At 38.8% G+C, this 13661-nt stretch carries 12 protein-coding genes; 4 read left to right on the top strand and 8 right to left on the bottom strand.

The window, feature by feature from the left end:
- Window positions 1-23: 23 nt before the first annotated feature.
- On the bottom strand, window positions 24-1559 hold the full coding sequence (locus ACY8D0_RS05620) for a pectinesterase family protein (RefSeq protein ID WP_462409491.1): 1536 nt from the start codon (window positions 1557-1559) through the stop codon (window positions 24-26).
- A 313-nt stretch (window positions 1560-1872) separates the two neighbouring features.
- Between ACY8D0_RS05620 and ACY8D0_RS05615 the strand changes: the two genes are divergently transcribed.
- Window positions 1873-2442, top strand: coding sequence for a biotin transporter BioY (locus ACY8D0_RS05615; RefSeq protein ID WP_462409957.1), 570 nt, complete (start codon window positions 1873-1875; stop codon window positions 2440-2442).
- Window positions 2443-2579: 137 nt separating this feature from the next.
- On the opposite strand, the gene fabF is transcribed toward ACY8D0_RS05615, so the two are convergent.
- Complete coding sequence (fabF, locus tag ACY8D0_RS05610; protein WP_462409490.1) at window positions 2580-3824, bottom strand: beta-ketoacyl-ACP synthase II; 1245 nt, start codon at window positions 3822-3824, stop codon at window positions 2580-2582.
- 122 nt (window positions 3825-3946) lie between these two features.
- Between fabF and ACY8D0_RS05605 the strand changes: the two genes are divergently transcribed.
- A complete protein-coding gene (locus ACY8D0_RS05605) occupies window positions 3947-4795 on the top strand; it encodes a helix-turn-helix transcriptional regulator (protein WP_462409489.1) in 849 nt (282 codons plus the stop codon).
- Between the two features lie 192 nt (window positions 4796-4987).
- Here ACY8D0_RS05605 and ACY8D0_RS05600 read toward each other — a convergent pair whose 3' ends face one another.
- On the bottom strand, window positions 4988-5932 hold the full coding sequence (locus ACY8D0_RS05600; protein WP_462409488.1) for an AEC family transporter: 945 nt from the start codon (window positions 5930-5932) through the stop codon (window positions 4988-4990).
- A gap of 86 nt (window positions 5933-6018) precedes the next feature.
- Complete coding sequence (locus ACY8D0_RS05595; RefSeq protein WP_462409487.1) at window positions 6019-7719, bottom strand: NAD-dependent malic enzyme; 1701 nt, start codon at window positions 7717-7719, stop codon at window positions 6019-6021.
- 432 nt (window positions 7720-8151) lie between these two features.
- Between ACY8D0_RS05595 and ACY8D0_RS05590 the strand changes: the two genes are divergently transcribed.
- A complete protein-coding gene (locus ACY8D0_RS05590) occupies window positions 8152-8649 on the top strand; it encodes a P-loop nucleotide/nucleoside kinase family protein (RefSeq protein WP_462409486.1) in 498 nt (165 codons plus the stop codon).
- A gap of 189 nt (window positions 8650-8838) precedes the next feature.
- On the opposite strand, the gene ACY8D0_RS05585 is transcribed toward ACY8D0_RS05590, so the two are convergent.
- Both ACY8D0_RS05585 and dcuS read right to left on the bottom strand, forming a co-directional pair.
- Window positions 8839-9546, bottom strand: a complete 708-nt coding sequence (locus ACY8D0_RS05585) for a response regulator (protein WP_462409485.1) — start codon at window positions 9544-9546, stop codon at window positions 8839-8841.
- Window positions 9539-11143, bottom strand: a complete 1605-nt coding sequence (gene dcuS / locus ACY8D0_RS05580) for a DcuS/MalK family sensor histidine kinase (RefSeq protein ID WP_462409484.1) — start codon at window positions 11141-11143, stop codon at window positions 9539-9541. Before dcuS ends, ACY8D0_RS05585 begins: the two co-directional genes overlap by 8 nt.
- 413 nt (window positions 11144-11556) lie before the next feature.
- Here dcuS and ACY8D0_RS05575 point away from each other — a divergent pair, with 413 nt between their 5' ends.
- Window positions 11557-12678: a GntR family transcriptional regulator gene (locus tag ACY8D0_RS05575; RefSeq protein WP_462409483.1), complete on the top strand. Its 1122-nt coding sequence runs from the start codon at window positions 11557-11559 to the stop codon at window positions 12676-12678.
- Window positions 12679-12766: 88 nt separating this feature from the next.
- Here the strand turns inward: ACY8D0_RS05575 and ACY8D0_RS05570 are convergent, their stop codons facing one another.
- Both ACY8D0_RS05570 and ACY8D0_RS05565 read right to left on the bottom strand, forming a co-directional pair.
- Window positions 12767-13243 (bottom strand): DUF3237 domain-containing protein, encoded by a 477-nt coding sequence (locus tag ACY8D0_RS05570; RefSeq protein ID WP_462409482.1) that lies wholly within the window; start codon window positions 13241-13243, stop codon window positions 12767-12769.
- Between the two features lie 105 nt (window positions 13244-13348).
- On the bottom strand, window positions 13349-13555 hold the full coding sequence (locus tag ACY8D0_RS05565) for a hypothetical protein (RefSeq protein WP_462409481.1): 207 nt from the start codon (window positions 13553-13555) through the stop codon (window positions 13349-13351).
- Window positions 13556-13661 lie beyond the last annotated feature (106 nt).

The following is a 13661-nucleotide window of genomic DNA, read 5'->3' as shown; positions in this document are numbered from 1 at the left end:
AACTAAGTAGAATCATTGTTTTTTTATTGTTCTTTAGGATTCCAGCCTTTTAATACATTCTCAATCGTATACTGTTCTGCCTCGTCATCTGTCAGCTGTCTTCGGTCATCATTGCTCACTGTCCCAGGGCCGTTATTATGGTATTCGTAAAATCTGGCATCTTTATATGAAAAACCCGACATATCAGTCCAGCCTTGCGGGATGATATGCGGACCAAGGTAGCTGTTCATGATGACCACGCTGCCGATGGCATTCGGATCCCCACTTGGATGCCATGGCCTTCCCAAATATACGGTGCCGTTTGGCGCGTTGCTAAGAAATCTGCTGTTCAAGAAAAGATAACCGTATGGTTCGGTAATCAAGGTACTCGCTGCTGTGACATAGCCATTATTGGTGGTGGAGCCGCGGTCAAGAGAGAATATGCCGCAATCCTCAAAGACTGCACTTGAACGGCCAAAGATAAAATCGACATCACCCTCGATATAAGATTGATAGAAATATTGAGTGCCGCCATTAACATATAAGGTATCCTGATTTCCGATAAACCGTGAGTTTTTAAAGGACTGACGGTCACCTCTTGCATAGACCGCAACAGCTTGCTTATTATTCACATTAACACTCTGCTCATCAAAAGAATTTTCAAAGGTAATATTTTCAGCAGTAAAATCATTGCCATATACATAAACACTAGCACTGCCGGATGTCCCGTAGGTTCCTCCTTCTGCCTTGGGTTTACCGGAATAATTGTCATATGTGATAACAACTTCGGAAGCGCTTTCGCCTTTAAGATAAATAAAAGGCTTATTTTGTGGGATGGTAACTAGCTCTTTATAGACCCCACATTTGATAAACACTTCGACTTGGTCGGTATTATTGGCAGGAATGGCGTCTATCGCCCCTTGAACGGTGCTGTAATCAGCAGTCCCATCTTTTGCTACGGTCAATAGATTGGGTATGTCTTCTAACTGGGGAGTAGCATCTTTTAATTTTCTGTGATCCCCTGCCTGCAGCGAATTGCCATTGATGTCAACAGAGTTTGTATTCATTACAGAAGCATAAATTTTGTCATCTACGGTGAAGGATTCTGAATCAATCGGTGTGGGAGATTGGTAGATCACTACTGTTTGGCCTTGTTTGTTTCCTAAGACGGCTGCTTTATTTACATCCATAGCCTTGCCATCTTGAGTAAAGGCAAGGTCATTCGCATAAACTGTGGCCAAATGCCTGTCCAATGTAACAGCAATTAGGTTGAAGCCAATATAATCAACCTGTTTCACTTTCACTTTGTTACCCTCAGGAAACTCCAAGGGCCTTACGACTTCATTAGTATCTGCCACGATTCCTAGCATCTTTAGCTTTATCATCAACAGCCCGCTGATTAGCTGAGAAGGCTCAACGACTTGGATGCTCGTCTCCGACTCAATGATAGAAGTTTGGTCCATCGTAACGTTCTGCCCGGTTGTTTCAGCGTAACTGATCCCAGGCAAAAATCCACCAGCCACTGTTAGGACTATTGCTGAATGGATAACAGCCTCCTTAGTGCCCTTCAATCCTGACAATTCTATCACATCCCTTTTCTACTCTAAGGGTAATTATAATAACGGGTAAATTTTTGAGAATACAATATTTTTATGAAAACGTTTTATATTTTTCGATATTTTACATATATAGGTAATTAAGCCTAATCGCAAATCGATTTAATGGTATATAAGTAACAGCTATCAACTTTCAAACATTCCTGGCCTTTCACATTTTTATACTTTCTCATAATAATTGGAAAAAAGATTGACATAAACTGAATTGGCAACTTATACTTTATTTGTGTTAACCTTCATATAAAATTGGTTAACATTAAACATTGGAGGGGATATGATGCTTCAATCACACAATCAATTAAAAATGTGGATTTTTAGTGCTTTATTTGCTGCCATCATTGGTATTTTGGCACAAGTTACGATTCCGTTGCCACTTGTACCAATTACAGGGCAAACACTGGCAGTCGGGTTGGCTGCGACCATTTTAGGATCAAGATATGGCACTCTTTCGGTTATTTTTTATGCCTTAATGGGCGCGATTGGCGTTCCTGTTTTTAGTGGGATGTCCGGCGGATTCGGGGTCATTGTCGGCCCTACTGGCGGTTTTATTATCGGTTTCATTCCTGCGGCATTTTTGATAGGGGTCATTCTTGAAAAGACAAACTTCACTGTGTGGAAAGGGATGATTGCCAATACGGTCGGCATGCTTGTTACCTTGACCATTGGAACCTTTTGGCTTAAATTTGCTGCGGGAATTTCTTGGACAGCTGCCTTAACTTCAGGATTTTACCCATTCATTGTCGTAGGCTTGATGAAAGCATTCTTGGCATCATGGATTGGAATTACGGTCTATAAAAGACTGGTTTCCGCAAGGCTATTACCTTCTCCCCATCAAATATCCGGTTAAATTCCTTTTTACATAGGCACTGTAAGATATTTAAATATAAATCAAGGACCACAAGTAAGGTCCTTGATTTTTTTCATATTGAAGAGAAGTAACCTGATAGTAAGTACATATCTTGACTCTCTCTAATAAAACTGTTTTCACATTTCATACTTTTTCAAAGCAATGACTGCATTATGCCCACCAAACCCAAATGAATTGGAGATCCCTATTTTGAGATTTGTTTGGCGGGCTTTGTTTGGTACATAATCTAAATCACATAATGGGTCGGGGTGTTCTAAGTTGATAGTAGGCGGAATGATGCCCTCTTGGAGACTTTTTGCTAATGCAATCGCTTCAACCCCGCCAGCTGCTCCTAATAAATGTCCTGTCATCGACTTATTAGCCGTAACGGGTATCCTGTATGCTTGTTCACCAAACAATTTTTTTATAGCATTTGTTTCAGATATGTCACCCATCTCTGTACTTGTTGCATGAGCACTAATGACATCTACATCATTAGTAGAAATGGACGCATCTTTTAAAGCCATTTTCATGGCAAGATAGGCTCCTTTCCCTTCTGGATGTGGAGAAACCATATGATAGGCATCAGTACTAGCACCATATCCAATTACTTCAGCATAAATTCGTGCATTTCTGCGTAGGGCATGTGTTAAAGATTCAAGGATTAAAATTCCTGCACCTTCAGACATGACAAATCCATCTCTATTAGCATCAAAAGGACGGCTGGCAGCATTGGGTTCATCATTCCTCGAAGACAACGCTTTTGCATTCCCAAAACTGGCTAGAGACAATTCTGTTATGGCTGCCTCCGCCCCTCCAGCAAATGCTACATCAGCCGTACCATATCGAATCATTCTGAAAGCCTCTCCAATAGCTGTATTTCCAATTGCACAAGCGGAAACAGGTGCCATAGATGGTCCCAATGCCCCCCATTTGATACTTATTTGTGCTGAAGCTGCATTTGCCATCATCGCTGGCACCATTGTTGGACTTACCCTTTGTGGTCCTCTTTCTCGAAGTACATCAATATTTTGCACCAACGTCTCAATTCCACCTATTCCCGAACCAATATATACACTAAGACGCTCTAAATCGATTTCCTTAATGTTCAGGTTGGAATCGTTCCATGCTTGTTCAGCTGCAACTAGAGCAAATTGACAAAATCGATCCATACGTCTTGCATCCTTTTGACCAAGCAGATCCTCGGCATTGAAATTCCTAACAAGACCAGCAATTTTTGTTTTATGTTTACTTATGTCAAATGTATTTGTATGAATGAAAGAAATGCCAGACTTCCCTTCGACCAAATTCCCCCAAAATTTTTCAACATTGTTTCCTAAAGGCGAGACAACTCCCATTCCTGTAATCACAACACGTTCCAAATTTATTCCCCCTAGTAAAAGATTTAACCATATTTTTACACAATACGTATCCTATTACAAGTTGTTGTTTATCCTAGTATAATTAGTAATATGATGACACTTTGTGACGGGAGTAATGTTACATGAATAGTAAAACTAGATTAGAAGCCCTTTCCACTTTTTTAAAGTCTAAACGTGCAAATATTCAACCTCAATCATTAGGATTTCCAACGGGAGCTAGGAGGAGAACACCAGGATTAAGGAGGGAGGAAGTCGCCCAGTTAGCGGGAGTGAGCACTACCTGGTACACCTGGCTAGAACAAGGGCGAGATATTAAGGTCTCTTCTTCTGTACTAGATTCTATAGCCACTGCTCTACAATTAAATAACGATGAACGAAAGTATCTATACGATTTAGCATTAGAAGTAAACACAAATGTGTATAAACAAGAAGTTTTACAAACAAAAATTCCCCCATCTTTAGAAAAAATTTTAACAGAATTAAAATATTGTCCTTCTCTGATCACAGACCGACATTTCCAAATCGTTGGTTGGAATCCTGCTGCAGCCTATGTTTTTTTGGACTTTGAACAAATTCCCATTGAACAGAGAAACTTAATCCGTTTAGTGTTTACTAGGAAAGAATTGAGGTCTTTAGCTGTCAATTGGGAGCATTTTGTGAAAGGTTTTCTATCCATCTTTCGGGTTTATTATGGACAATATATGGGGGATGAATGGTACACTCAATTTCTCGAAGAAATGACTAATCTTAATCCAGAGTTTGAGTCTTTATGGCAAGAAAATCAGGTAAGTATGGCACCCGAAGTTTTAATTGAATTTAGGCATTCCAAGGCAGGAAAAATGCTATTTAATTTATCTTCTTTACAAGTTCATGGTCATACAGATTTTTGGTGCAGCATTTATACTCCTGTTGAGGGTTCATCTACTGAAGAAAAATTGAAGAGAAGGATAAATAAAAGTGAAAAGAGTTAAGGAAAAATCATAATAATTATACAATCAGTTTGGCTTGGACTGGATGAGGATTTTCACTTCTATCTAAGCCTCCAAGCAGAAAAATATTCAAAAAACCCCTTCCCAAAGCTCAAGAAAATCGTTATAATTAGTTTGTTAAGTTTTTCACAATGTTAAGAAATAAAAAACCCTCCATTCATGGAGGGCAAACAATTACATTAACCAAGAAATATAGACAGGCAATGATATTAAAGAAAGAATTGTACTAATGACAAACGATGAGGCTGTTTCCGTTGTTAAGGAATTGAATCTTGTAGAAATCATCGCAGCAACAGCTGATCCTGGGAAAGCTACAAGCAAAATAGCCTTAATTGTATCTTTATGATCTAAGCCAATCAGGCTTGTGACTAGAATCATAAATAAAGGAATAGCAATAACCTTTAGGATAGAAATACCAACCGCAACCTTTTGGAAGCTGATTTTTCGAATCCCTACAGTGACGCCTACAGCAAACAAGGCAACACCAGAAGTTACAGACCCGATTTGTTCAAGTGAGTTCTTCAAGATGTCGGGAGCCTGGAAGCCGCAAAGTGTTAACACAACTGCAAGCAATGGAATACAGGCAAGCGGTTCGCTTACACCGTGTAAAATAATGCCTAATTTATTAGATTTGCCACCCTCTGTTTTTTTGCTAGATTGGCCGATGGTGCCGACAATAGTTGCAATTGGATCTAATAACGCATTCACGACAATCCCAGTAACGGCTACTGGAATCGTGATTTCCTGTGCACCGAATAGACTGCCAAGGACAGAGATTCCCATGAAGGCAAATGCGGGCTGGGTTGAGTTTAATGAAAACATGGAAGCTTTCGTTAAGTCATATTTAAATACGGAACGTGCAATGATTAACAGAATGATATAAAAACCAATAATGCCGATTGTCATGGTTAAAAAGAATGACCACTGGTCGATTAATGTTTGTTTTGAAGTGGTAGTGATCCCAATAAACAAATGGGCAGGCAGCGCAAATTTAGTCACTAATGTGTTAAGACCTTTAGATGATTCTGTATTAAAAATCTTAAAATAGCCGCCTAGATAACCAACAATAATCGTAAAAAAGATAGGTATTAAAGTCAAAAAGATATTTCCGACTGACATAAAAAAAACACTCCTCTTTCCAAAAAATTAAGAAAAGCAAAGGGCCCGCCCAATTTTGGGCAAGCCCCAGCCGACTTAGCAAGAACTTATTTTACATAACGGGTAACTGCTTTATACTCAGGTTTCCACATTGCCTCACTGACCACTTTTTCAATATCGCTAATCTTCGCTCTGGCAATGCCCTCTTCCATTGCTGTTTTAGCCACTTCAATAGCTACAGCCTTCGATACTTCTTGTAATTGATCAATAGAAGGCAACAAGGATGCTCCTTGTCTGCTAATGTCTGACATTTTGGCAACGGCATCCGCTGAAGCTGCCAGCATTCCCTTTGAAATTTTTTCTGCTTTGGCCACAATAGCTCCAAGGCCAAGTCCTGGGAAAACAAACGCATTGTTAGACTGGCCAATCTCGTAAGAGACACCATTGTATTCCACGTTATTGAACGGGCTTCCTGTAGCAATTAATGCTTTCCCTTCCGTCCACTTTATTAAGTTTTCCGGTACTGCTTCTGCTAAATGAGTCGGGTTAGACATGGGCATGATGATTGGGCGTTCCACATGTTTAGCCATTTCTTTCACAATTTCCTCTGAGAAAGCCCCTGCTTGTCCAGAAGTTCCAATTAAAATGGTTGGTTTCACCCTTTTAACGACCTCTAACAAAGAAATATTACCAGATTCGTTGCGTTGCCAGTCTTTCACCTCTGCAGCTTTCCTTGTGTAAGGCTGTTGGAACTTGAATACATCATTTATTTCATCTGTTAATAATCCACGGTAGTCAACAGCCCAGAAACGGTCATATGCCTCTTCTTTCGATAGTCCATCTAAAACCATCGTATCTACCATTTGGTCGGCATTTCCGATTCCAGCTGCACCAGGCCCAAAGACAACAATCCGCTGATCTTTTAAGGACTGACCGGTTACTTTGAGTGCGGACATAATGGCTGCTAAAGTTACGGCACCAGTACCTTGGATATCATCATTGAAAGTAAGAATCTTATTGCCATATTTTTCAATAATATTGCGTGCATTGACATTGCCAAGGTCTTCCCAGTGGATTAATACTTCAGGGAAGAATTTTTTAGCTGTATGGATAAATAGTTCAATAAATTCATCATAACGTTGGCCACGGACACGGCCGAATTTGTTACCAATGTATAATGGATCTTCGATTAGTTTTTGATTATCTGTACCAACATCGAGTACTACTGGCAATACCCGGCTTGGGTCAATTCCAGCAGCAGCTGTGTAAACGGCCAATTTACCAATTGCGATATTAATCCCGCCAACTCCTTGGTCTCCGATTCCAAGGATACTTTCCGAGTCAGTGACAACTATTAAATCAATCGCATCGCGGCTTAAATTTTTAAATGCATCTTCTACTCCAGCTATGTTATCAATCGATAAATACATACCTCCAGGACGGTGATATTCATGAGAGTAACGTTGAATGGCTTCCCCAACTGTAGGTGTGTATATGATAGGAAGCATTTCACTTAAGTGATCTTTTAATAAACGATAGAACAGCACCACGTTGCGGTCATGCAAATCATATAAAAATCCGTTTTTACGGAGATTAGTCGAACGGGATAAGTATTGTTCATAGGCTCTTTTTGCCTGTTCTTCGAGATTAAGCACTTGTACAGGCAATAAGCCGTTTAAACCAAGTTCTGCTCGTTCTTTTTTTGTAAAGGCAACCCCTTTGTTCATATAAGGATTAGCCAGCAGTTCTCTTCCCTTTAATGAGGTAATCAGTATATTTTTCGTTCTAGGTTTGACAGAAGTAGACATACAACTTCCTTCTTTCTAAAATTTATATTAGTTCTATCCTGGATATTTTGTTGCTCTCCGGTAAGCAAAGTTTCAATTCTTTTAAAACATCTTGTTAAAAGGACCTCTCCTATATTAGACACATTCTGTTCACATTTCTATGTTATTTAACTTTTGAAAGTAATTATGTAAATAAAAAAAGCAAGCAACCTTTTGTAAATAGTTTGGATTAGAGGTGGAAAAATAAAAATATCAAGTGTTTTAAGGGACGAATTCATATAGGAATTCTTCATTATGTATATATTGATGTAATAGGATTTATTTGATTTTAGCAGTATTTTTATTGTTATACTTAAATTAGTACAACATTAAAAAAATATATAAAAAAGTAAATTATCATTTTACAAGGTGAGACAGCAGCCGAAAAAAAATAAACACGGGGGAGTTAAAAATATGAAACAATTGGGGACGCTATACTTTTTCTGTGGAAAAATGGGTGCAGGAAAATCAACTAAATCAAAACAATTGGCAATAGATAAAAATGCGGTACTGTTGTCTGAGGATGAATGGCTTTCCTCTCTTTACCCCAATCAGTTCGCATCATTTGAGGACTATCTAAAATTCTCAGCACAGCTCAAACCGTTGGTGAAAAAGCATGTCCAAAACATATTAAGTGTCGGCACAGATGTAGTGATGGATTTTCCAGCCAACACTCAAAAACTTCGAAAATGGTTCTTGGATATGGCATCAGAAGTCAATACAAGCCATCAACTAATTTTCCTTAACCTAAATAACGAGCAATGCCTTCGTCAAATTGCACAAAGGCGTAACGAACAACCAGAAAGAGCAGCTTTTGACACGGAAGCGATGTTTATTCATGTTACTAGTTTTTTTGAAGCACCAAAAGAATCTGAGGGTTTAAATATTTTAGAATTTAGCGGAAAAGAATAACAAGAAGTTCATTACAGCGTTAAGAACCATAAAGCACAGGTTATTAGATTATAAAAAATGCAGAGGATGCTAAAACCTCTGCGTTTTTGGTGTGATTTTTTTGTCTAAAATTCGTGATTTACCTTGATATTAGCCTTGTGAATTCGGTTTTTCTACTTCACAACCGAACTGCTACAGCCTTTTGACTACTTACAAATAATGTTGCATAAAGTCTGTGTTTTTTTCGATTATTCGGTGCTCAGAGTAAGGTCTTCCAACGGTGCCATAGTGAACTTGCACCTCTAAAACACCTATATCATTCAGAAACTTTAAATATTTCCGAACGGAAACACGGGAAATTCCCGACTTTAGCACGATATCATCTGTGGAAAACGGAGTGGCCTTCATTTCCACAACAGAATTCCAAATCACTCGTAACGTTTCTTTAGATAATCCTTTTGGCAATTCCTCTGGTAAAGTATTTTCCTCCTTATGCAAAATCATTTGATCTAGTTCTTCTTGATTTAGTAGATTATGTTCATTGATAAACGATAAATTTTCGCGATAAGCCGTGAGTGCCGCATTGAAACGGTCAAATTCAAATGGCTTAATCAGATAATCTACGGCGCCCAATCTTAATGCCTTTTGAATTCTTTCTGTATCAGATGCAGCGGAGATCACAATGACATCTACTGCTAAATCCTGTTTTCGTAAAGAAGAGAGTAGTTCGAGACCATTCTTTCCCGGCATAAAAATATCTAATAACAGCAATTCGACTTTTTCTTTTTTTAGTGTTTCAAAGGCTTGTTCCACTGTCTTGCATATTGCCGTCAGTATAAAACCGTCGATTTGTTCGAGGTAGCGCTTGTTCAACTCTGCCACCATTGGATCATCTTCTACAATAACGACTTTAATCATCCGGCCCACCCTTTGCTATATATGGAATGTAAACGACAAATTTAGTCCCCTGTCCTTCTATAGAAGAATAGTTTAACTCTCCACCTAATTTTTTCACACTAGAAGACAACAGATGAAGTCCAAAGCCCCGGTTTTCACCTTTGGTAGAAAAGCCCTTCTGGAAGATATGCTCAAGTTCGTTTTGGGATATTCCTTGTCCTGTATCCCGTACCTCAATCGTTAAAACTTGGTCTGCATATTCGAATAGAACATCAATCCGTTTTATGGATCTAATTTCCACAGCTTCCACGGCATTATCAATTAAATTACCGATGATGGTGATTAATTCATGAGTGATGTCAGGATTTATTGGCTGTGGCAGCGGGAACTTAGACATCACCTTAAGTTCAGCACCTGCCTCGCGGGCAAAGCTTTGCTTGCCAATCAAGAAACCTGCCAAAACAGGGTCCTTCACCGTTACCGAAATGGTACTTATTTGATTCTCGTTATTATTTGCAATCTCGTGAATATATTGGGCAAGCTTATCATAATGACGCAAATGAACCATTCCTAGTATGACATGAAGCTTATTCATGAATTCATGGGACTGCGCTCTCAAGGCATCGGCATATAACTTTACTCCCGTTAACTGCATTGCTAGCTGTTGAAATTCTGTTTTGTCCCGAAAGGTCGCTACCGCGCCAACAATTTTGTTTTTTACGATGACTGGTACCCTGTTTACCAGCAGGGTTGTCCCCTGCAAGTCCATCTCTTCATCTAAAATGGATTCTCCGGTTTTAAGGACTGTGTCCAATCTGCTCATAGGTAATATACGGTTTGCCTTTTTTCCGAATGGGTCTTCAGTGATGCCTGCATTTTTTAATGCATGTAAAGCAGATTTATTTACAAGAGTGATGTTGGAATCCTGGTCAACCGCGATGATTCCTTCACGAACCGACTGCAATATCGCACTTCGCTCTTCGAAAACCTTAGCAATGGCAAATGGCTCTAGCCCGAATAAGATTTTCTTGAAATAACGGGCCAAAAGGACAGCACCAATTATTCCTGCTAGTATCCCAAATAAAGTGCCAATATAAATATTGTTCCGGCTCTGTCGGACTGCTTCCTGAACAGTATGGAGGGAAATTCCTACTGCAATCGCTCCAATTTGGACTCCCTTTGCATCATATACGGGGGTAAAGAACCGTAAGGACCTGCCAAGTGTTCCTTTCGAAATAGAAATGCGTTCTTTTCCTCTTAGAACCTGGCCCTCATCTCCACCAACAAATTTTTCACCGATTTTACTAGGATCCGGGTGTGATTTCCGAATCCCATGGTTATCCATCACCACAATAAATTCAACGCCCGTCATTTTCCTGATTTTTTCTGCATAGTTCTGAACCGTTCCTTGAGGATCTAAGCCGGTTAAAGCATTGGTGACTAAGGGGGTTTGCGCTACAGTACGAGCAATGTTTTGCGCTTTTTCTTCTTCGCTTTTTTCAATGGTGTCAGACACAGTTCTACTGATCAAATTATCTGTAAGAATAAGGGCGAAAGCGACAACCCCACACACTAAAATCATAATGGTAAATTGAAGACTCCATTTCCCTTTTTTCAAATATGTCACCTCATGCTGATATGCTTATAATCCATTCCAGTCAAACTTGTTTTGCCCATCAAATGTTTCACCTTTTGAATCGGCAACTTGACGCATATTGTCACCAAATCTGGCAGCTTTTAATCGTTACCTCGATTACTTCAAGACACTCCTTCCAATAAAGCATAGGAATTCCCGATTACAAGTTGTACGTATAAGTTAATTGAATCTTAACGTCGTTTTATTTTTTTATGATGAATATGAAAAGATTTCTTTTCCTATTGGATGCAGCCATATAATTAATATCCAGCAGGAGTCATTAGGATGAAATAATTAATTGGAGATATATGATGTTTTTTGTTAATATGGTATTTAAGGGCTTTTCTATTTGTACGTACAAGTAAAACAGCTAAGATCGTGAAAGCGGTGATACGGTGGCACAACAAGCAAAATATATAATCATAAAAGAGAAGATAAAAGATTGGATCTTCAGTGGCGAAATTAAGCCTGGTGATAAAATCTATTCAGAAAATGAAATGATGAAGATGTTCAATGTCAGCAGACATACCATTAGACAGGCGATCGGAGATTTGGTTCACGAAGGCTGGCTGTACAGAGAACAAGGGGCTGGGACATTTTGTTCTACTAGGTTGACAAAAGAATCATCTCCCGTTCCTTCCTTCGAACAAAAGACAGGAAAAAATATTGGTGTCATTACCACCTATATCTCTGATTATATTTTTCCATCAATTATTCGAGGAATTGAATCGTATTTAACGGAAAAGGGATATACTTTATCGCTTGCCTGTACGAATAATGATACTGACAAAGAAAAGCAGTGTTTACAGATGATGTTAAATAGGAACATTGATGGTCTTATCGTTGAGCCGACAAAAAGCAGCAATTTCAACCCTAACATACAATACTATCTTGAACTGGAACAGAATAATATACCCTACTTGATGATTAACCAGTTTTATTCACAGCTAATGCCGCCACACATCGTTATTAATGATGAAAACGGAGGCTATATGGCAACAGAGCATTTAATTAAACTGGGGCATGAAAAAATTCTAGGTTTGTTTAAAACGGATGACCTCCAAGGGGTTAATCGTATGAAAGGATTTATCCGAGCCTTTAGAGAGCATGGAGTGACTGTTCCTCCTGATTCCCTCTTTACATATAACACTGAAGAACGTTATGTTCAGCTAATTCAAAGACTTAAGGGTGTTATAAACAACAGTTCAAGGCCTACTGCTATCGTTTGTTACAATGACGAACTGGCGATCCATGTATTAGAACTATTAAGAAATCTTGGATTGAGTGTTCCCGATGATATTTCTATTGTTGGCTACGATGATTCTTTTTTAGCGGAGGCAACTGATACAAAACTAACTACCGTTGCTCATCCCAAAATGCAAATGGGAATGGATGCGGCGAAATGGATCATTTCTGCTGTTGAGAATACTGGAAATATCCCTCAATCGGTTGTATACGAGCCCGAGTTGATTATCAGAGGTTCCACTGCTCCGGTGATAATAAAAGGACAAAAATGATTGTAGGCAGCAGCAATATTCTATCTACTCTATCAATAAATCATAAAAAAGTCGGAGAAATACCCCGACTTTTTTAAGCATTTAATAATTAGGCTTTATAAAACTTCAACAACACTTTATCTGGTAACCTTTTGGCATAGCAAATAAAAATGCAATCCATCATCCAACGATATTTTTCATCATAGACTTCCAATTGTGGGACGGTTCGAAAGTAATATAGTTCAGGGTCCACAAACTTTCCTGCTTTCACATCCTCAACATATTCACTGGGAACAGTGCGGATCCCATTATTTTCAATATAAATAGATGCACCGTCTTCTAACTGGATGGCGTACCTTGCGGAAAGTTCACATTTTCCATCCGGTCGGATAATCTGACTATCGATTCCTCCTGGCAATACCGTTCCTTTAATGTCCCTGCCAGACACTTTCCCCGATAAAATCGGAATTAACTGCCGTCTTCCTACTACTTCATCTTGCCCGACTACGATCGGATGTCCTACCTCAATTTCTATACTAAATACATGTTCGTAACCCAAATTATGGGATGGTTCATTAGTTGTCACAAAATCTGATCCCTTCTTTAGTTCTATCTCATAACGATTATACAAATGTTCATTCTAAATAAGTAAGAATAAGCCCTAAAACACACGAAACATTGCTCTAAATTGTCACTTTTCAATAATCTCGATAGAAGAGATACGAGTTGGATTAACCAAAATCTTGCTTTCACCATCCAAATACACCAGATTATTATTCAAGCTTCTTGATCCATCCGGCAAATCTGCAAAAAAAGGACGAGTAAAGTCATTAACAGAATAATTGCTCTCGCATATGACATATTCTTTTCCAGAGTCCATAACAACCTTTATTTTCAACTTTACCACTCCTCGTTAAAGTGTTTTCACTTTTCAGAATTCTATAGCCGTGTCTGTAAATCCTTCTTGTACAGTAATACAATTTTTTCCATCTGCAATTAAGGTT

It is taken from the genome of Neobacillus camarae, assembly GCF_054950115.1.
Note: the sequence above shows the minus strand (reverse complement) of the source record. Positions and strands in the feature narration are given on the sequence as shown.

What these genes read in the sequence shown, in the direction of transcription:
- ACY8D0_RS05585 (WP_462409485.1), bottom strand. Translation starts at nt 9,546, where the DNA reads ATGATTAAAGTCGTTATTGTAGAAGATGATCCAATGGTGGCAGAGTTG.
- ACY8D0_RS05605 (WP_462409489.1), top strand. Translation starts at nt 3,947, where the DNA reads ATGAATAGTAAAACTAGATTAGAAGCCCTTTCCACTTTTTTAAAGTCT.
- ACY8D0_RS05615 (WP_462409957.1), top strand. Translation starts at nt 1,873, where the DNA reads ATGCTTCAATCACACAATCAATTAAAAATGTGGATTTTTAGTGCTTTA.
- ACY8D0_RS05595 (WP_462409487.1), bottom strand. Translation starts at nt 7,719, where the DNA reads ATGTCTACTTCTGTCAAACCTAGAACGAAAAATATACTGATTACCTCA.
- ACY8D0_RS05590 (WP_462409486.1), top strand. Translation starts at nt 8,152, where the DNA reads ATGAAACAATTGGGGACGCTATACTTTTTCTGTGGAAAAATGGGTGCA.
- ACY8D0_RS05600 (WP_462409488.1), bottom strand. Translation starts at nt 5,932, where the DNA reads ATGTCAGTCGGAAATATCTTTTTGACTTTAATACCTATCTTTTTTACG.